The 19,112-nt window shown below is 38.9% G+C and carries 18 protein-coding genes, 1 pseudogene and 1 other annotated feature; of the genes and pseudogenes, 11 read left to right on the forward strand and 8 right to left on the reverse strand.

From position 1 onward, the window contains the following. Positions 1-149 precede the first annotated feature (149 nt). From AC1DTM_RS02480 to leuS, 6 genes are all read left to right on the forward strand, one after another. Complete coding sequence (locus tag AC1DTM_RS02480) at positions 150-338, forward strand: hypothetical protein (protein ID WP_002123196.1); 189 nt, start codon at positions 150-152, stop codon at positions 336-338. Between the two features lie 113 nt (positions 339-451). Next, positions 452-1,018 (forward strand): tyrosine-type recombinase/integrase, encoded by a 567-nt coding sequence (locus tag AC1DTM_RS02485; RefSeq protein ID WP_002160158.1) that lies wholly within the window; start codon positions 452-454, stop codon positions 1,016-1,018. 41 nt (positions 1,019-1,059) lie between these two features. After that, the gene (locus tag AC1DTM_RS02490; RefSeq protein WP_016106408.1) at positions 1,060-1,557 is read left to right on the forward strand and encodes a cation:proton antiporter regulatory subunit; all 498 of its coding nucleotides are present in this window, start codon (positions 1,060-1,062) and stop codon (positions 1,555-1,557) included. Positions 1,558-1,560: 3 nt separating this feature from the next. Then, positions 1,561-2,784, forward strand: a complete 1,224-nt coding sequence (locus AC1DTM_RS02495; RefSeq protein WP_477000030.1) for a cation:proton antiporter — start codon at positions 1,561-1,563, stop codon at positions 2,782-2,784. Between the two features lie 190 nt (positions 2,785-2,974). Next, complete coding sequence (locus AC1DTM_RS02500) at positions 2,975-4,168, forward strand: MDR family MFS transporter (RefSeq protein ID WP_016106406.1); 1,194 nt, start codon at positions 2,975-2,977, stop codon at positions 4,166-4,168. 198 nt (positions 4,169-4,366) lie between these two features. Further along, positions 4,367-4,585: a binding site (T-box leader), on the forward strand. 65 nt (positions 4,586-4,650) lie between these two features. Then, a complete protein-coding gene (leuS, locus tag AC1DTM_RS02505) occupies positions 4,651-7,059 on the forward strand; it encodes a leucine--tRNA ligase (protein ID WP_016106405.1) in 2,409 nt (802 codons plus the stop codon). A gap of 27 nt (positions 7,060-7,086) precedes the next feature. Here the strand turns inward: leuS and AC1DTM_RS02510 are convergent, their stop codons facing one another. The 7 genes from AC1DTM_RS02510 to AC1DTM_RS02540 all read right to left on the reverse strand — a co-directional run bounded on the left by AC1DTM_RS02510 (position 7,087) and on the right by AC1DTM_RS02540 (position 13,936). Further along, a complete protein-coding gene (locus AC1DTM_RS02510; protein WP_016106404.1) occupies positions 7,087-7,515 on the reverse strand; it encodes a GNAT family N-acetyltransferase in 429 nt (142 codons plus the stop codon). 516 nt (positions 7,516-8,031) lie between these two features. After that, positions 8,032-8,745 carry a hypothetical protein gene (locus tag AC1DTM_RS02515; RefSeq protein ID WP_477000031.1) on the reverse strand — a complete coding sequence of 238 codons (714 nt, stop codon included), beginning with the start codon at positions 8,743-8,745 and terminating at the stop codon, positions 8,032-8,034. A gap of 22 nt (positions 8,746-8,767) precedes the next feature. Continuing rightward, positions 8,768-9,190: a pyrophosphohydrolase domain-containing protein gene (locus tag AC1DTM_RS02520; RefSeq protein ID WP_016106401.1), complete on the reverse strand. Its 423-nt coding sequence runs from the start codon at positions 9,188-9,190 to the stop codon at positions 8,768-8,770. Between the two features lie 97 nt (positions 9,191-9,287). Next, on the reverse strand, positions 9,288-9,473 hold the full coding sequence (locus AC1DTM_RS02525) for a hypothetical protein (protein ID WP_016106400.1): 186 nt from the start codon (positions 9,471-9,473) through the stop codon (positions 9,288-9,290). A gap of 92 nt (positions 9,474-9,565) precedes the next feature. After that, the gene (locus AC1DTM_RS02530) at positions 9,566-10,645 is read right to left on the reverse strand and encodes a Ger(x)C family spore germination protein (protein ID WP_477000032.1); all 1,080 of its coding nucleotides are present in this window, start codon (positions 10,643-10,645) and stop codon (positions 9,566-9,568) included. Then, entirely contained in the window at positions 10,621-11,715 is a 1,095-nt protein-coding gene (locus AC1DTM_RS02535; protein WP_016106398.1) for a spore germination protein, read from the reverse strand. The genes AC1DTM_RS02530 and AC1DTM_RS02535 overlap by 25 nt, the downstream gene beginning before the upstream one ends. A 16-nt stretch (positions 11,716-11,731) precedes the next feature. After that, positions 11,732-13,936 (reverse strand): spore germination protein, encoded by a 2,205-nt coding sequence (locus AC1DTM_RS02540; protein ID WP_088099582.1) that lies wholly within the window; start codon positions 13,934-13,936, stop codon positions 11,732-11,734. A 152-nt stretch (positions 13,937-14,088) separates the two neighbouring features. Between AC1DTM_RS02540 and AC1DTM_RS02545 the strand changes: the two genes are divergently transcribed. Further along, a complete protein-coding gene (locus tag AC1DTM_RS02545; RefSeq protein ID WP_002160170.1) occupies positions 14,089-15,213 on the forward strand; it encodes a homoserine O-acetyltransferase family protein in 1,125 nt (374 codons plus the stop codon). 49 nt (positions 15,214-15,262) lie between these two features. Here the strand turns inward: AC1DTM_RS02545 and AC1DTM_RS02550 are convergent, their stop codons facing one another. After that, positions 15,263-15,445 carry a hypothetical protein gene (locus AC1DTM_RS02550; RefSeq protein ID WP_016106395.1) on the reverse strand — a complete coding sequence of 61 codons (183 nt, stop codon included), beginning with the start codon at positions 15,443-15,445 and terminating at the stop codon, positions 15,263-15,265. A gap of 199 nt (positions 15,446-15,644) precedes the next feature. On the opposite strand from AC1DTM_RS02550, the gene AC1DTM_RS02555 reads away from it, so the two are divergent. From AC1DTM_RS02555 to AC1DTM_RS02570, 4 genes and pseudogenes are all read left to right on the forward strand, one after another. Further along, positions 15,645-15,950 (forward strand): rhodanese-like domain-containing protein, encoded by a 306-nt coding sequence (locus AC1DTM_RS02555; RefSeq protein ID WP_002123173.1) that lies wholly within the window; start codon positions 15,645-15,647, stop codon positions 15,948-15,950. A gap of 77 nt (positions 15,951-16,027) precedes the next feature. Beyond that, positions 16,028-16,252, forward strand: coding sequence for a spore germination protein (locus AC1DTM_RS02560; RefSeq protein WP_016106394.1), 225 nt, complete (start codon positions 16,028-16,030; stop codon positions 16,250-16,252). A gap of 20 nt (positions 16,253-16,272) precedes the next feature. Further along, positions 16,273-16,596, forward strand: coding sequence for a hypothetical protein (locus AC1DTM_RS02565; RefSeq protein ID WP_016106393.1), 324 nt, complete (start codon positions 16,273-16,275; stop codon positions 16,594-16,596). A 119-nt stretch (positions 16,597-16,715) separates the two neighbouring features. Beyond that, a pseudogene (locus AC1DTM_RS02570) lies at positions 16,716-19,107 on the forward strand (BclA C-terminal domain-containing protein). Positions 19,108-19,112 lie beyond the last annotated feature (5 nt).

Consider the following 19,112-nt stretch of genomic DNA (forward strand, 5'->3'; position numbering starts at 1 on the left):
AAATACCGAGCAGAGGGTGCTCGGTATTTTTTGTTATTTTCAGAAAAAATAACAAAATCATTGATATGTTACTTAATTGCAGTATACAATATAATTAAGTAACATAAACTAAATGTATAAAGTAGCGGAAAAGAAAGGAGGAATCCAACTTGCAGAAAGAAGATGGGTCTTTATTTGAAGTTATAGGCATAGCGCTAAGGTCAAAAGAAGTTTTACTATTTTCATCTTTATCCCTCGTTATTTTTCTAACCGCAACGTATTTTTACAATAGTAAGTTTCCAAATCATAAATATCCAGAATTTTTAGGTGTATTAAAGTATATCGCTCCAATTGTATAGTGTAAAAAAAATTAAAAGGTAATGGATAATACATGGAAATCTCATAGCATGATAAGGTAAAATGGACAGGATAATGAGAAAATTACCGTTCATAAGATGAGGAGAATACATGTATGGAAGTTGTAGAGGCATTAAAGAATATAGAGCACATTCAGGCTATGAAAGAATATTTAAAAGAACACTCGCAGCGAGATTATCTTTTATTTGTTATTGGGATTAACACTGGATTAAAAATTACAGAACTACTGAGTATTAAATTTGAAGATGTATTAAATGAAGATGGAACTGTTAAAGAGTTTTATTCTCTTCCTGTGAAAGATGAAAAGTTTAAACAAGATATTTATTTAAATACAAAAGTAAAAGAGGCGCTTTTAGCGTACGTACAATCTTTTGATATTCAAAGAGAAAACTACGTATTTCAATCTAATAAAACAACAAATTCAATCTCACGCCAACAAGCGTATCGTGTTATCCATAGTGCAGCTGAAGCGGTCGGAATACTTGGTAAGATTGGAACGAACTCAATGAGAAAAACATTTGGATTTCATGCATATAAAAGAGGCATAGCAATCGCACTGTTGCAAAAACATTTTCATCACGCGACTCCGTCAGAAACGTTAAAGTATTTAGGGATATCAAAAGATGAAAAGTTTAAAACAGAGATTGATGTAGATTTGTAAAAGGGAAGAGCCGTAACTAAAAAATTTTAGGAGGCGGGAATATGAATATTAGAGAGAGTGAACTACCGGGCATTGGATGTAAATTTGAAGTGATAACAAAGGGTAATGAAAAAATGGTTATTGTTATTCACGATGATGGACGAAGGGAAATGTATCATTTCGATGTGGATCATGATGAGAGTATTTCAAGCATTTCTCTTCGCGATTCTGAGGCGAGACAAATTGCGGCTATATTAGGCGGGATGGTATATAGACCACAAGCTTTAGACACGATTGAGATGGCTTTTGAAGGATTATCAATTGAATGGTTTAAAGTAGAAAATAACGCACCAGTGGTACAAAAAACAATTGGTAGCTTACACGTTCGAAAAACATATAACGTAACAATCATTGCTATTTTGAAAAAGAATATGAAGAAATTCTTTAATCCAGGCCCAGATTCTATCATTGAAGCTGGCGATATGCTCGTATTATCGGGCGAAAGACATGAAGTGAAAAAAATTATTAATGAGTTACTTTCAGCAGGAGGTGACTCGTAATCGATGGATACTTTAATTTTTGAAGTTGGAACTGCGTTAGTATTAGTAGCTTTTGCAGCTATCCTCGCTGCAAAGTTAAAGTTTTCGATTATTCCGTTTCTCATTATACTCGGTATGCTAGTGGGGCCTCATGCCCCAGATTTAGGACTTATCGATTTAAGGTTTATTGAAAGCGGAGAAGTTATTTCCTTCCTCGGCCGTGTTGGCGTCATATTCCTCCTATTCTACTTAGGCTTAGAATTCTCAATAAAAAAATTAATTAAATCAGGAAAGTCGATTGCTTTTGGGGGTAGTGTTCATATATCGCTTAATTTCATATTAGGTTTACTTTATGGATATATAATGGGCTTCCCCTTACTCGAAACATTAATTATTGCGGGAATCATTACAATCTCATCGAGTGCAATTGTAGCGAAAGTAATCGTTGATTTAAGAAGAACTGGTAATAAAGAGACAGAACTAATTTTAGGAATCATTATGTTTGATGACATCTTTTTAGCTGTATATTTATCAGTCGTTTCAGGATTAGTACTCGGAGGTGCAACGTCATTTGTAGGTGCTCTTACATCCGTGTTAATCGCAGTAGGATATATGTTACTATTTTTTGTAATCGCTAGAAAAGCTACGCCGTTCCTAAATAAAGTATTAGATATTTCTTCAAACGAAATTTTTATTATCGTAATATTCGCTATTTTATTCTTTGTAGCAGGATTTTCAGAAACAATTCATGTTGCTGAGGCGATTGGAGCATTATTATTAGGACTCGTCTTTTCAGAAACAGAGCATAGTGATCGAATCGAGCATCTCGTCGTCCCGTTTCGTGATTTCTTTGGAGCTATATTTTTCTTCAGCTTCGGTTTAAGTATAGATCCGTTTTCGCTTGGAGGAGCAGTATGGTTGGCATTAGGAGCAGTTTTCATTACTCTTATCGGTAATTTTACAGCTGGAATGATTGCAGGGCGTAAAGCCGGGTTATCGCATAAGGCTTCTACGAATATTGGTTTAACACTTATATCACGCGGGGAATTCTCCATTATTGTCGCGAATTTCGGGATAGCGGGTGGCTTAATGGCAACGATTAAACCATTCTCAGCCTTATATGTTTTAATATTGGCGTCGTTAGGGCCATTATTAACGAAGGAGTCTGGGAGAATATACTCTCTACTAGACAAAATATTTAAATGGAGTGCTAAAGAAAGTGCAAAACGTAAAAAGGAAGTTGGATAACCTTTCGCGAGGGAACGATTCCATTGTTTATAGATTAATATTTTACAAAGACGATTAGAATACATTCTAATCGTCTTTGTGCTATTATCTGAATTTCATCAACTATTAATCAGTTGCCTTCCTATTTAAAAACGACTACAATTTTACTGTTATATATATGAACGAAAAAAAGAGAATAGGAGGGGAGACTATGCCAAGGAAAGTATGGCTATTAGTAGCTGGGATGATTATTAATGTCACGGGTGCTTCTTTTTTATGGCCTTTTAATACAATTTACTTACATGATAGTTTAGGGAAATCTTTATCAGTAGCCGGAATGGTATTAATGATCAACTCGCTTACTGGTGTAATCGGAAACTTGCTCGGCGGTGTTTTATTTGATAAATGGGGCGGTTATAAATCAATTTTAGTAGGGATTGTCATTACACTTGTATCGATTTTAGGTCTTGTATTTTTCCATGGTTGGCCGTTATATGTTGTGTGGCTAGCATTAATCGGATTCGGTTCTGGAATGGTGTTTCCATCGATGTATGCGATGGTTGGTACGGTTTGGCCAGAAGGCGGGAGACGAGCGTTCAATGCAATGTATGTTGGACAAAATGTTGGTATTGCTATTGGAACAGCGTGCGGTGGATTAGTTGCGTCTTATCGTTTTGATTATATTTTCTTAGCGAACTTTATTTTATACTTTATTTTCTTCTTAATTGCGTTTATTGGATTTCGTGGTATGGAAGCAAAAAAAGAGCAAGAGGTACAAAAAGAAGCCGAAACGAAAAAAGGTTGGTCACTTACACCTGGATTTAAAGCACTTCTTATCGTATGTGTAGCATATGCTTTATGCTGGGTTACATACGTACAGTGGCAAGGGGCAATTGCGACGTATATGCAAGAGTTAAATATTAGCCTTCGTCATTATAGTTTACTATGGACAATAAACGGGGCGATGATTGTTTGTGCGCAGCCGCTTGTTAGTATGCTAATTCGCTGGATGAAGCGCTCTTTAAAACAGCAAATTATGATTGGAATTATCATTTTTGCGGCGTCGTTTATTGTTTTAAGTCAAGCGCAGCAATTTACGATGTTCCTCGTTGCGATGGTGACATTGACAATTGGTGAATTATTCGTATGGCCGGCAATTCCAACCATTGCAAATATACTTGCGCCGAAAGATAAGCTAGGATTTTATCAAGGTGTTGTAAATAGCGCAGCGACTGTAGGGAAAATGTTCGGACCGGTCGTTGGCGGAGCGATTGTTGACTTATACAATATGGAAGTATTGTTTATAGCGATCATGGTAATGCTTGTAGTAGCGCTTATAGCAACGAGTATTTATGATAGACGAGTAAAAGTAGAAGAAACAGTTGAAGAAAAAATTGCAGTTTAGTTTGACGGAACATGCAACATGTTTTAGAATATATTTAAATAAATAGTAATAAAATATCCTTTGGAACAAGGGAGTTAGCTCGGCTGTCCTAAGACGAATTCGTTAGTTAGCAAGAGTAACGATTAACCGAGAAGCCCTCGCTTCAAGTAAGCTCTTAAGAGATACTAAGTGGCGGGTAGTTCACATTAACTCATATTTGTAATAACAGTGAGAAGGAGTAGTAGTAATAGAAGCTGGTTTAGAGAGTTGACGGTCGGTGCAAGTCAATCCACGTTTCGTTATGAACTCGCCTTTGAGTTGCAGTTGTGAAATCATTAGTAGCAATTGCCGTTAATCCACGTTACGGATCTAAGCGAATGTATATATTACATTAATTTAGGGTGGTACCGCGGGAATCTATAACCTCTCGTCCCTTTCTAGGGATGAGAGGTTTTTTGTATTTTGGGCGGTGAAAATAAATCGAATTTCAAGGAGGATATCTCATGAGCTTTAATCATCAAAAAATTGAGAAGAAGTGGCAAGGTCATTGGGAAGAGAATAAAACATTCCGTACGCCAGATGAGACAGAAAAACCAAAATTTTATGCACTAGATATGTTCCCATATCCATCAGGTGCAGGCTTACACGTAGGGCATCCAGAAGGATATACAGCGACAGATATTTTATCTCGTATGAAGCGTATGCAAGGGTATAACGTTCTTCATCCAATGGGATGGGATGCATTCGGTCTTCCAGCAGAGCAATATGCACTTGATACTGGAAATAGCCCGGCAGAATTTACAGAGCTTAATATTAATACGTTCCGTAATCAAATTAAAGCATTAGGTTTCTCTTACGATTGGGATCGTGAAGTAAATACAACAGATCCAACCTACTACAAGTGGACACAATGGATCTTCCTAAAACTATTTGAAAAAGGTTTAGCTTACGTTGATGAAGTACCTGTAAACTGGTGCCCAGCACTTGGTACAGTACTTGCGAATGAAGAAATAATTGACGGTAAGAGTGAGCGTGGTGGACATCCAGTTGAGCGTCGTCCGATGAGACAGTGGATGTTAAAAATTACAGCTTACGGAGATCGTCTATTAGAAGATCTAGATGAGCTTGACTGGCCAGAAAGCTTAAAAGATATGCAGCGTAACTGGATCGGTCGTTCTGAAGGTGCAGAAGTACACTTCAACATCGATGGTACAGATGAGAAATTTACAGTTTTCACAACGCGTCCTGATACACTATTTGGTGCAAGCTACTGTGTACTTGCTCCAGAGCATGCACTTGTTGCTGACATTACAACAGCAGAGCAAAAAGAAGCTGTAGAAGCTTACATTGATTCTGTGAAAATGAAGAGTGACCTAGAGCGTACAGAACTTGCGAAAGAGAAAACTGGTGTATTCACTGGTGCTTACGCAGTTAACCCAGTAAATGGTGAGAAATTACCAATCTGGATCGCAGACTATGTTCTTGCAACTTACGGAACAGGTGCTGTAATGGCAGTTCCAGCTCATGATGAGCGTGACTATGAATTCGCATCAACGTTCAATCTTCCAATGAAGGAAGTTGTAAAAGGCGGAGACATTTCAAAAGAAGCATATACAGGCGATGGTGCGCACATAAACTCAGCATTCCTTGATGGTTTAAATAAAGAAGAAGCAATCGTAAAAATGATTGAGTGGCTTGAAGTAACAAGCGCAGGAAATCAAAAAGTAACGTACCGTCTACGTGACTGGTTATTTAGCCGTCAACGTTACTGGGGTGAGCCAATTCCAGTAATCCATTGGGAAGATGGTACAATGACAGCTGTGAAAGAAGAGGAATTACCATTAGTTCTTCCGAAAACAGAGAACATCCGTCCTTCAGGTACAGGTGAGTCACCACTTGCAAATATTGAAGAGTGGGTAAATGTTGTTGATCCTGAAACTGGTAAAAAAGGTCGTCGTGAAACAAATACAATGCCACAATGGGCTGGTAGCTGCTGGTACTACCTACGCTACATCGATCCAAACAACAGCGAAGCACTTGTAGATCCTGAAAAAGTAAAACAATGGCTTCCGGTTGATATTTATATCGGCGGAGCAGAGCACGCTGTACTTCACTTACTATATGCTCGTTTCTGGCATAAAGTATTATATGATATCGGTGTAGTTCCAACGAAAGAACCGTTCCAACAATTATTCAACCAAGGTATGATCTTAGGTGAAAACAACGAGAAAATGAGTAAATCAAAAGGTAACGTTGTAAATCCTGATGATATTGTAGCAAGCCACGGTGCAGATACACTTCGTCTATACGAAATGTTCATGGGACCATTAGATGCTTCAATCGCTTGGTCTGAAAATGGTCTTGACGGAGCTCGTCGTTTCCTAGACCGCGTATGGCGCCTATTCATTCAAGATAACGGTGAATTAAGTGAGAAAATCACTGATGCACCAAATAAAGAGCTTGAAAAAGCTTACCACCAAACAGTGAAGAAAGTAACAGAAGACTATGCAGAGCTTCGCTTCAACACAGCGATTTCTCAAATGATGGTATTCATCAACGATGCATACAAAGCTGAGACACTTCCGAAAGAATATGTAGAAGGTTTCGTAAAAATGATTGCACCAGTTGCACCTCATATCGGGGAAGAACTTTGGAGCAAGCTTGGATACAATGAAACAATCACATATGCAAGCTGGCCAACATTTGATGAGTCTAAACTTGTAGAAGATGAAGTTGAAATCGTTGTTCAAATTATGGGCAAAGTTCGCGCAAAATTAACAATGAGTAAAGACGCATCAAAAGAAGAAATGGAACAACTTGCACTTGAAGCAATTAAAGAACAAATCGAAGGAAAAGCAGTTCGTAAAGTAATTGTCGTTCCTGGCAAACTTGTTAACGTTGTTGCAAACTAATTAATTATTAATAAAAGCTCAGAGCGTTTATGCTCTGAGCTTTTTTATGTGAAAAATAATCTCTGGATCACCTTCATCTAAGTTTTCGATTATTCCACTACGCATAAATCCATTCGCTTTAAAAACTTTTTGCATATTTGTATTCGATTCGTTCGTTGAAGAAAATATTTTTTGAGTAGGAGAATTATTTAACATATATGAGATTAATGAGCTTGCATGACCTTGTCTTCTTTTCGTTGGCGAAACAATTATTAATGAGAGGAAAGTATAACCAAAGAAATTTGTATCGTATGTTAGAAAACCAGAAATGGAATTGTCCTCTTTTGCAATTATGCAGTTTCCTTCATCAATAGCACGTTTAATATAATTTCGTCTACTATCGTCTCCGATTACAGCGACATCTATATGTAAGATTGAATCTAAATCATCAATTGAAGCTTTTGCTACGCTCTCCAACGAAAACGCCTCCTTTGATAAAATAATCAGTTAATTTAGTTTATCATGAATGGAGAACGAAGAAAAAGGTGCGGAATTCCCATATAGACAAACACCTATTCTTCTATAGGAAATATGATAAAAAAGGTAGGTTAAATTGAGCAGAAGAGGTGAAAGGAATGAAAGGGATGGACAATAATGCACCACATGGCTTCTTCGGAGGTGGATCGGATAGTTATGGACAAATGATGTTTATGGGAGGAGATGGTCAACACGGATATGGCGGAATCCCAAGTTGGATGGGAGGAGAAGCTGGAGGATTTCCGACGTCAGTGGCTGGCATGCAAACTGGGATGCCAACACTAACAGGAGGATTCCCGACATCAGTGGCTGGCATGCAAACTGGAATGCCAACATTAACAGGAGGATTCCCGACATCAGTGGCTGGCGCACAAACTGGAATTCCAGTAGGTGTACCAACTACATTCCCTTCTTTCGTAGGAGGTACACAAGGAGGAGTACCTGTAGGTATGCCAACTACATTTCCATCTGTTGTGGGAGGCGTACAAACAGGATTTCCTGTAACTGGCGTCGGTGTTGTAGCTGGTGGAGTCGGCGGCGTTCCTCAAGGTGTTCATGGTCATCATGTGCACCATGAGCATCACGGCCATCAACAGCATCACGGTCATCATATGCACCACGGTCAACATCAACATCATGGCCATCAACAGCATCACGGTCATCAACAGCATCATGGCCATCATCAACATTATGGCCATCAACAGCACCATGGTCATCAACAACAAGTACATCACCAAGGCCACCACCAAATTCATCCGCAGGCTGTTCTTTATCAAACTCATCAAACTCATCATGGTCACCACGGTCAACATCATCACCACGGTCAACATCATCACCACGGTCAACATCATCACCAAGGCCACCATCAGCAACAAGTACATCACCAAGGCCATCACCAAGTTCATCCGCAGGCTGTCCTTTATCAAACTCATCAAAGTCATCATCATGGTCACCACGGTCAACAGCACCACCATGGTCAACAGCACCACCATGGTCAACATCACCACCAAGGTCAGCAGCAACAACAATACCAATAATATCAGCAACAACAACAGCCTTGGACAGGTGGAGTTGGAGCAGGAGCAGCTGGTATTGCAGGAGCGGCAGGACACGCGGGGCACGTGGGTCATTAATGAATTGTGTGAAAAATATATCGGTGAAAAAAGACATAGAAAAAAACTGCTAGGAGATCCTAGCAGTTTTTTTCAGCTTCTTGGCGCTGACGTTCGATTTCCGCACGAAGTTGTGGTTCCGGTGCTTGCCATCCTTCTGGTTTCATAATTTTTCCATCTCCCTCGCGGAATCGAGGCTTTCCATCAGGGAATAGTTTTGCCATGTTAGCATTGTTTACAATTTCGAATCCTTTATCTGGACGTACGCCCATTTCTGCAAACGTTCCGAATGCAAAGTAAATAAGGTCAATAAGTGCATCATATTGATCTTCAACAGTTGTTGCTTCTAGAAATTCTTCTAACTCTTCTTGCATAAAGCTAGCACGAATTTTTGCACGCTCTTCTGTTAGTTTTGTTGGAGTGTTTGTCACAGGATGTCCGAATACTTCGTGCATTTTCGCAACAAGTTCGTACCCTTTATCTAAACCTTTTTCGTTTGTCATGTTGTTTCATCCTTTCTCACTTTGTGCCGAAGTTTATTGTAACATAAGGTGATTGTTTAATAAAAAGAACATCTTATAGAAATAAGATGTTAGCTCGTTATTCTTCTTTCTTAATTAAAATGGATAAAATAAGATCGATACTAAATATTCCGATGAGTAGCATCGGTATAACGACAAATAAATAACGTGTAAAAGAAACATTTTTTAAGTATGTATGAGCAAATAAAAAGACGCCGAGAAATAAAATACCATTTAAAATAGGTTTTACTAATTTTTTAGACATAAGCTCCCCCGTAAATATCCCTTTTCTCTATTTAAAAATAAAAACTCCCCTCTCCGTTGTACCATGCCAGAGAGGGGAGTTCAATCATTAACTTATTCAATTACACCAGAATTTGTAATATTGACAGTGTATTTCACCTTAATAGGAACATCTTTATACATTCTTCGCCACTCTTCTAATTTGAATGGACGGTAATGTTCTTTATACCTTGCGCCGAGACCGAGTGGATCCACATTCAAAGATTTAAACTGTTTAATTAATTTGTTAGCCGTTGCACCTAATTGTTTTTCAACTGATTTTTCTATTTTTTTTGTGTTCTTTTTATTTTCTAAGTTGAACTGTTTAGATAGTTCTTGAATACGTGCTTCTAGTTTGACGTGTATGAAAAATRATGGTTTACCATCTTTAATACTTACTTGGTAAGTTGGGACGGATCGAATATTATTAATGATTGTGTATCCTGAGTTTGCTTTAAATTCATGTGAATCTAAGCGATGTTTTTCCAATAAACCTTTAAAGGCGAACATATCGTGATAGTTAATTTTCCCAACATATTTATCTCTTTTTAAAAGTCCGATACCAGTAATTCTTATTTTATCTTTATCTTTTTTGAGTATTGGTAAATAAGAATCTTGACCTTCACGATAATATCGATAGGCTCCTAAATGTAGATTGTCAGTAGGTAAAGGACCCGTTTTCATATTATGGTCTAACATTTTCTTTATATAAATTGCAACGTTAGATGATGTTGTATATTTACCTTTTAGTAAGTCTAGCCCTGTTCCCTCTAATAAACCGACATACATAGAGTTCCCGATATTCACATCACGAATTAACGTGTCAAAGGAAGTTGATAATCCTTTTTTTGCGATTTTTGTAGTAAATAAAGCAAAACGCATTTGTCCACTTGCAAACGGTTGAGAGGATTCCAAAGATGTATCCGCTTTTACTTGTTTTACTGCGTTTCCTACTCCTTCAAAGACTTGAACTTTATTACCTTTTTTCTGTATAGGACAAACGAATGTGACTTTTACTTTATTATCTTTTGCTGTATCAAAAACAGTCCCTTGAATGAGATTGACATCATCGATAATATTTTTTTGTAAGCAACCAGTTAGACTAAGGATGCTGATACAAGAAAGAAGCATTAATTTTCTTTTGATTTTTTCCATTTTCTTTTCACCCACACAATAATAAATAGAATTGGGATGTATATGTATATAAGCCAAAAACTAATTCTTGACGCATTACTAATAAAGTCATTAATATCATGTCTGTTTGTTAAAAGTTGTGAAACAATGAGGGTAATAAGCATAAAAGCAATTAAAACACCTCTTTGTTTTACACGAAATATTTCGTGTGTTCCTCTTGTTGCTGCCCATAAAGGAAGAATGAAGCTCGTAACAATAACGAGAGTATAAGCTGAGATTGCAATGTACTCTAGCCGTTCTATGAAAGGAAGTTGGACAACTTGAGTCATAGAGAGCTGGGCCCAAATTGTTTTGGATAATTGTTTTTCGCTAAAGAAGGTAAAAGCTAAGAGGGTGCTAAATAAATATAAAAGATTAGAGAATAGCGCACCGTATTGTGCAAATTTATGAGATTTCTTAGACTCTTTTACAAATGGATAAATCATAAGAAAAATTTCAAATCCGCTCATAGTATAGATTGATAATTGAGCTGCTTTTAAAATGTCTGAAAATGAATGTGAAAATACAGGGAGTAAATTAGACCAGTGAGTGTATTTTAAGATAAAAAGGCTAAGGAAAAGATATCCGAGTGTCCCGCCGATAGAAATGACACAGATACCAGTAATAACACGAAAACCAGATGAGATAATATAGTAACCGACTAAGCATAGAAAAGTTGTTAGCATCCAAATCGAAGCAGAAGGAAACATCCATACTTGAATAATTTCTACATATGTTCGTACAACGGAAATACTAACGGTTAAAAAATACGCTATAAAAATGAGGTTAATGCCGTTTCCTAGCCATTTTCCAAATGTTTGTCTTTGTAAATCAATTAAATTTCCGTTTGTTTCTTTTAACAAGAAATACATCATCCATAGGAGAATATGAATGATGATTCCTGTGAGAAGGACACTTATCCAGCCATCGTATCCAGCTGCTTTCGCAATAATGCGGGCAAATCCGAGAACACCAGCACCAAATTGTGCACCGTGAATTAAGAAAAAGACGAAGATAGGTGATATTTGGTGTTCTGCTTTAATTTTACTCATCGATGCACCTCATTTCTTAATCATCAAAATCAGATGTATGTTTTGTTGAAATTCCGTTTGCTGATTTCTTAACATGCTGTGGTCTCGCTTGTACATCTCTTGTATCAATCATCGTTAATGGAAAACGAATCCATGAATCTTTCATTGATTGTTGTCTAGTTGGATAAAAAAGTGCGTACGGTTTACGTAAAGAAGTTAGTCTAAAAAGGTGGGTAAATAAAAAGATAAACCCAAGAGAGATACCGAATAGACCACCTATTTCTGCAAATGCGAGAAATGGGAAACGCAGTAAACGAACGGCGTTACCCATTTTATAAATAGGTGTAATAAAGGAAGCAAGTGCAGATAAGGCAACGATAATTAATAAAATGTTACTCGTTAACCCAGCTTGAACAGATGCTTGTCCAATTACGATACCACCTACAATACCGAGTGTTTGTCCTACTTTCATCGGTAATCTAGCCCCAGCTTCTCTTAATAAATCAATAACTAATTCCAAAAAGAGTGCTTCGATTAAAGGTGGGAATGGTACTTGTGCTCTTGATAAAATCAATGTTTCAAGCAAATCGCTTGGAATGAGTTCGTAATGATAATTTAAAACGGCAACATATAATGGGGCTGCACAAATTGAGAAAAGAACCGCGATAAGTCGTAAAATCCTTGAAAATGTAGCGTACAGCCAAGAGACGTTATAATCTTCTGGTGAAATAAAGAAATCGAAATATGATACAGGAGTTAGTAGAACGTTTGGTGAACCGTCAACAAAAATTGCAATTTTGCCATCAATAAGTGCCTTTGTCACTCTATCAGTTCGTTCTGTATTGATATATAATGGGAAAATTGATTTTTCGCCCATTAACTCTTGAAGATAAGCACTATCATTAATTTGATCGTATTCAAGAGCTCGCAATGATTCTTCGAGAAAATCCACATTATCCTTTTCTGCAAGGTTGTCTAAATACATTATTACAACCTTTGTTTTCGAAAAGGAGCCAATTATCATTTCTTTTGTTTGCAGTTCTAATACTGGAAGGCGTTTACGGACTAAATTAATATTTGTATCAATAGCTTCTACAAAACCTTCTTGTGGGCCGATAACTGTTGATTCATTTAATGGAGGGCTTGGTGCCCGGTAAGTATCAATTGCAATGTTTGCAAGCATACACTTTTGATCTTGCTGGTTCAATTGAATAATTGCATGTCCTTTTAAAACCATGTCCTCAATTTTTTGTAAGTCGTTCGTAATTGTAATACCGCTCATTGGCATATGTTCTTTTAGCTCCTCAAGAGAAGAACAAGAGCGTTCTAAAAGTGTAGGCATTAAATACTTTTGAAGCTTTTCTCCATCAAGTGAAGGACGGTAGTAAGAAATCCAATAAGGCATCGTTTCTTCGTCAGATGTATGGTAATTAATAAAATCACTAGACTGTTTTAGCTTCTCTATTAACTCTTGCAGAGAATGAATATGGTCATTTGCTGGCTTGCTAAAGTCATAAATGCTGTTACTTCCAGAGCTTTGTTGTTTGTTTTGAGAAGAATCCTCTTGTTTAGAACTTTGCTGTTTGTCTTGAGAAGAATCCTCTTGCTTAGAGTTTTGCTGCTTGTTTTGAGAAGAATCCTCTTGTTTAGAGCTTTGCTGTTTGTCTTGAGAATTACCCTGTTGTTTAGAACTTTGCTGCTTGTTTTGAGAAGAATCCTCTTGCTTAGAATTTTGCTGTTTGTTTTGAGAATTATCCTCCTGTTTAGAACTTTGTTGTTTGTTTTGAGAATTATTCTCTTGTTTAGAATTTTGTTGTTTGCTTTGAGAATTATCCTCTTGTTTAGAATGTTGCTGTTTGTTTTGAGAAGAATCCTCTTGTTTAGAACTTTGCTGCTTGTTTTGAGAATTATCTTCTTGCTTAGAATGTTGCTGTTTGCTTTGAGAATTATCCTCTTGTTTAGAATTTTGCTGTTTGTTTTGAGAATTATCCTCTTGTTTAGAACTTTGCTGCTTGTTTTGAGAATTATCTTCTTGCTTAGAATGTTGCTGTTTGTTTTGAGAAGAATCCTCTTGTTTAGAGTTTTGTTGCGTATTTTGAGAAGAATCATCAGTTTGTTCCGTACTTTTTGGCTCGTCATTCTTATTTTTGTTATGTTCCTTTTGATCATCAGACTGTTGTTTCGAATCATCTGTCTCTTTTGTATTTGAATTTTTTTTCTTACGTAACCAATTCCAAATCATATGTATGCCCTCTTTGATTGTGTAATATAGTGCTATTTTGTGGCTAATTTTGTATATTATTCATTTATTTATGAAAAGAAGGAGGAGATTGGTTTGCATAGAAAAAATCCTTTAGTAAGCAGTTCATAAAACGACGGGAAGAAGGCGAGTCTGTGCAAATTGTAAAAAAGGAGAAGTTTGTTTTAAAAGAGTTTGTGTTTGAAAGTGGTAGGGAAGTTCCTGTTCAAATGGGGTATGAGACGTATGGTGCTTTGAATAGAGAAAGATCAAATGCGATTTTGGTTTGTCACTATTTTAGTGCAACAAGTCATGCGGCTGGAAAATATACAGAGCATGATGAGGGGGCTGGTTGGTGGGATGGATTAATTGGACCTGGGAAAGCAATTGATACAAATAAATATTTCATTATATGTACTGATAATCTTTGTAATGTCCAAGTGAAGAACCCATATGTGATTACAACGGGACCGAAATCGATAAATCCGATGACTGGTTTTGAGTATGCGATGGATTTTCCAGTTTTCACATTTTTAGATGTAGCACGTATGCAATATGAGTTAATAAAAGATATGGGGATTGCTAGATTACATGCTGTAATGGGACCGTCGGCAGGTGGGATGATTGCGCAGCAATGGGCTGTCCACTATCCTCATATGGTAGAACGAATGATTGGAGTTATTACGAATCCGCAAAACCCAATTATAACGTCGGGAAATGTAGCGCAAAATGCGATCGAAGCAATTCAGCTTGATCCAAATTGGAAAGGTGGAAAGTACGGAGAGGAACAACCAACGAAGGGGCTTCATTTGGCGAATAAAATGATGTTTATGAACGCATTTGATGAACATTTTTATGAAACGGCATTCCCGCGGAACAGTATAGAAATGGCACCTTATCAGCAATTTTCTGCATTAACATCATTTGAGAAAGAAATAAATAAAGTGACATGTAAAAGTATAGATTTAGTAGATGCAAATTCATGGATGTACACTACAAAAGCGGTCTTATTACATGATATTGCACATGGATTTTCTTCCTTAGAAGAGGCTCTTTCTAAGATTGAAGCGAATGTACTCATGATTCCATGTAAACAAGATTTACTTCAGCCGCCTCGTTACAATTATAAAATGGTAGAAATTTTGCAAAAGCAAGGGAAGTATGCAGAAGTATATGAGATAGAAAGTATAAATGGGCATATGGCAGGAGCGTTAGATGTTCATTTATTTGAAAAGAAAGTTTACGAGTTTTTAAATCGGAAGGTATCTAGTTTTGTGTAGGAAATAGATGATGTGGAAAAGGTGCATTGTTTGGAATAGGCACCTTTTTTTACATGATTTGCAGACGGAAAATATATGTAGCGATTGATAAACCGAAGAAAGCTATACTAAGTAATAGAAATAAGAATGACATTTCTTGTGGCGATTTTATCTTTTTATTATTTTTCATACTAAGAGCAATAATTGCAGCGATTAAGAAAATGATGCCCGTAATGAAAAGAAAAAGTGTCATTTTAACTGGCTCCTTTCATAAAACAAGTATATTGAGGATACAATGCGCTAGTTATGTTTGTAAAGAATAAGTTTTGCGGGGAAATTGAGAAATAAATGTTCCATTCTTTGCGTTCTTTCTTTCGCATGCTAAAATTGATTAGAAATAGTTGTTTGAAGAAGAAACTAAAGGTTTTATTGTATATAAGGAGGAACGACATATGACAGAAGTTAACACAATTACTACAGAAGAAGTGCAAGAGCGTTTAGAAAATGGAGAAACGTTATTTTTAGTAGACGTAAGGGAAGATGAAGAAGTAGCGGCAGGGAAAATTCCGGAAGCTGTACATATTAAAATGGGCGATATTCCAAATAAAGTAGATTTCTTTGAGAAAGAGAATGAATATATCTTTATTTGCCGTTCGGGAATGCGTAGTGAAAATGTATGCCATTATTTAAATGAGCAAGGATTTAAAACGGTGAACATGGTTGGCGGTATGCTTCAATATGAAGGTGAAACTAAATAAGTAGCTGTAAAAACTTGAAACGTGTTTGTTTCAAGTTTTTTTCTTTTGCATACAGTGTATAAAAGGGGGATAGGTAAATGGGGATTAACATGCGTAAAGTAAAAATTATAAATAATACAGGAGCTGTTAATGTTGGCGACTGTTATGATATCTCACCTTTAGCTGTAGCGAAAATATATGCGGGTGCTGGAGGGTCAAGTGCGGCTATTTTTTTAAATGGGAAGCGGCAGCCAGAAGCGGTGATTAGAACATCAGTATTTTTACCGCCATTAGCGACGAGTACACGTACATTAGGTTCGTAAAGGAAAGGTAGAGTGTAAGTATGCCTGCGCATATAAAAGAGTTTATTATTGTTAATAATACTGGGAATATATTTACCGGTGATAATTTGAGTGATACATCGTTTACTGCTTCGAAATCGTATAGTGGTTCAACGGGTTGCACTTGGATTGATGTTGTTACAGTAATAGGAACGGAGACGAAGCTTTGTTTACAGCCGGGAGATTCTGTGACGACAACATATACACGAGGTACTCCTGCTAGTAATCTAACAGGAGCAAATACGGGTCAAGGTGCAAATGTATCAAATATAGTACAAAGTGTCCCTAATACAGATGATATGGATTCAACAGCTGGACTCCCCTAAGAAATTAGGGGAGTTTTTATTATTTGAAATAAAAATAGTCTTGGAGATTATTTTTGTAAATAGATTAAAAAGAAGCGGTTTATTTAGTGTGAAAAAGATGGTCTGTAGGTGGTGAAAGTGTGAAAGAGCGTGATAATAAAGGAAAACAACATTCGTTAAACTCTAATTTTAGAATTCCACCAGAACTTATTGGACCTACTTTCCCCCCAGTTCCAACTGGATCTACAGGTATAGGGATTACAGGTCCAACAGGTCCACAAGGTCCGACTGGCCCTCAAGGACCAAGAGGAATTCAAGGTCCAATGGGGGAGATGGGGCCGACAGGAGCACAAGGTGTGCAAGGAATTCAAGGACCAGCTGGACAAATGGGTGTAACAGGACCAGAAGGACAACAAGGGCCTGGGGGGATTGAGGGGGCCAGTAGGGGATACGGGAGCAACAGGTGTGCAGGGAGTGCAAGGGATCCAAGGTCCGATTGGTCCAACCGGAGCGACAGGAGCACAAGGTATACAGGGAATACAGGGATTACAAGGTCCGATTGGAGCTACTGGACCTGAGGGACCTCAAGGAATCCAAGGAGTGCAAGGGGTACCGGGAGTAACTGGTTCTCAGGGAATCCAAGGAGCCCAAGGGATACAAGGGCCACAAGGACCGAGTGGAAGTACGGGGACAACAGGAGCAACTGGTCAAGGGGTTACAGGCCCGACAGGAATAACAGGTTCAACAGGGGTAACCGGTCCATCAGGAGGACCTCCTGGTCCAACCGGTGCGACTGGAGCAACAGGTCCTGGAGGTGGACCGAGTGGAAGTACAGGAGAAACAGGTGCGCAGGGCTTACAAGGAATTCAAGGAATCCAAGGGACGCTTGGCCCAACAGGCCCAGAAGGTCCGCAGGGTATTCAAGGTATTCCTGGTCCGACGGGAGTAACGGGTGAACAAGGAATCCAAGGTGTTCAGGGGATTCAAGGGATAACGGGAGCAACTGGTGATCAAGGTCCACAGGGTATACAGGGGGCTATAGGACCTCAAGGTGCAACGGGGGCAACTGGTGATCAAGGTCCACAAGGAATACAAGGAGTACCAGGTCCATCAGGAGCAACGGGAGCACAAGGAGTTCAAGGAATACAAGGACCGATGGGTGATATGGGACCAACAGGCCCAGAAGGTCCAGAAGGACTTCAGGGCCCGCAAGGAATACAAGGGATACCGGGGCCAGCCGGTGCAACAGGGGAAGGAACTACAGGCCCAACGGGAGTAATCGGTCCAACAGGGGTAACCGGTCCATCAGGAGGACCAGCAGGGCCGACTGGTCCAACGGGGCCATCAGGTCCGGCGGGAGTGACAGGTCCATCCGGTGGACCACCTGGACCGACAGGAGCAACCGGTTCGACAGGCTCAACTGGAGTGGCAGGAACGACAGGAGCAACGGGAGCAACCGGAGTGACGGGCTTACAGGGCCCACAAGGAATTCAAGGAGTGCAAGGAGAAATAGGTCCAACGGGTCCACAAGGTGTTCAAGGTCCACAAGGAATCCAAGGTATAACGGGAGCGACAGGAGATCAAGGTCCCCAAGGAATTCAAGGCCCACAAGGAATCCAAGGTGCAACAGGTCCCCAAGGAATTCAAGGCCCACAAGGTCCCCAAGGAATTCAAGGAGCAACGGGAGCAACCGGAGCACAAGGCCCACAGGGAATCCAAGGTCCACAAGGTGTTCAAGGTCCGACCGGCCCACAAGGTCCAACCGGAATCCAAGGAGTGCAAGGAGAAATAGGTCCAACGGGTCCACAAGGTGTGCAAGGCTTGCAAGGCCCACAAGGCCCAACCGGGGCCACAGGAGCACAAGGCCCACAAGGAGTCCAAGGTCCAACGGGAGCAACTGGAGCGACAGGTCCCCAAGGAATTCAAGGCCCACAAGGTCCAACGGGAGCAACCGGAGCGACAGGTCCCCAAGGAATTCAAGGCTCACAAGGTCCAACGGGAGAAACAGGTTCACAAGGTCCGACAGGGGCCACGGGAGCAACGGGTTCGCAAGGAATCCAAGGCCTACAAGGTCCAGCGGGTCCAACAGGCGCGACTGGAGCGACAGGAACCACAGGAGTTAGTACAACTGCAACGTATTCCTTTGCAAATAATACTTCAGGAAGTGCTATTTCCGTGTTGTTAGGCGGTACGAATATACCATTACCGAACAATCAAAATATTGGACCGGGAATAACAGTTAGTGGTGGGAATACTGTGTTTACCGTTACAAATGCAGGTAATTATTATATAGCCTATACAATTAATATAACGGCAGCTTTACTTGTAAGTTCGCGTATAACTGTAAATGGAAGTCCGCTAGCAGGAACAATAAATTCACCGGCAGTGGCTACAGGCTCATTTAATGCAACAATTATTAGCAATTTAGCCGCCGGATCTGCTATTAGTTTACAATTATTTGGGTTACTTGCAGTAGCTACATTATCTACGACAACGCCAGGGGCTACTCTAACTATTATTAGATTAAGTTAATAAGC

It is taken from the genome of Bacillus sp. P4_D3 (assembly GCF_056401855.1).

Coding starts and splice junctions, on each gene's coding strand:
- AC1DTM_RS02515 (WP_477000031.1), bottom strand. CDS start 8,745: ATGTCTTTTTTCACCGATATATTTTTCACACAATTCATTAATGACCCA.
- AC1DTM_RS02565 (WP_016106393.1), top strand. CDS start 16,273: ATGCCTGCGCATATAAAAGAGTTTATTATTGTTAATAATACTGGGAAT.
- AC1DTM_RS02500 (WP_016106406.1), top strand. CDS start 2,975: ATGCCAAGGAAAGTATGGCTATTAGTAGCTGGGATGATTATTAATGTC.
- AC1DTM_RS02540 (WP_088099582.1), bottom strand. CDS start 13,936: ATGATTTGGAATTGGTTACGTAAGAAAAAAAATTCAAATACAAAAGAG.
- AC1DTM_RS02535 (WP_016106398.1), bottom strand. CDS start 11,715: ATGAGTAAAATTAAAGCAGAACACCAAATATCACCTATCTTCGTCTTT.
- AC1DTM_RS02495 (WP_477000030.1), top strand. CDS start 1,561: ATGGATACTTTAATTTTTGAAGTTGGAACTGCGTTAGTATTAGTAGCT.
- AC1DTM_RS02520 (WP_016106401.1), bottom strand. CDS start 9,190: ATGACAAACGAAAAAGGTTTAGATAAAGGGTACGAACTTGTTGCGAAA.
- AC1DTM_RS02525 (WP_016106400.1), bottom strand. CDS start 9,473: ATGTCTAAAAAATTAGTAAAACCTATTTTAAATGGTATTTTATTTCTC.
- leuS (WP_016106405.1), top strand. CDS start 4,651: ATGAGCTTTAATCATCAAAAAATTGAGAAGAAGTGGCAAGGTCATTGG.
- AC1DTM_RS02555 (WP_002123173.1), top strand. CDS start 15,645: ATGACAGAAGTTAACACAATTACTACAGAAGAAGTGCAAGAGCGTTTA.
- AC1DTM_RS02485 (WP_002160158.1), top strand. CDS start 452: ATGGAAGTTGTAGAGGCATTAAAGAATATAGAGCACATTCAGGCTATG.
- AC1DTM_RS02490 (WP_016106408.1), top strand. CDS start 1,060: ATGAATATTAGAGAGAGTGAACTACCGGGCATTGGATGTAAATTTGAA.
- AC1DTM_RS02560 (WP_016106394.1), top strand. CDS start 16,028: ATGGGGATTAACATGCGTAAAGTAAAAATTATAAATAATACAGGAGCT.
- AC1DTM_RS02550 (WP_016106395.1), bottom strand. CDS start 15,445: ATGACACTTTTTCTTTTCATTACGGGCATCATTTTCTTAATCGCTGCA.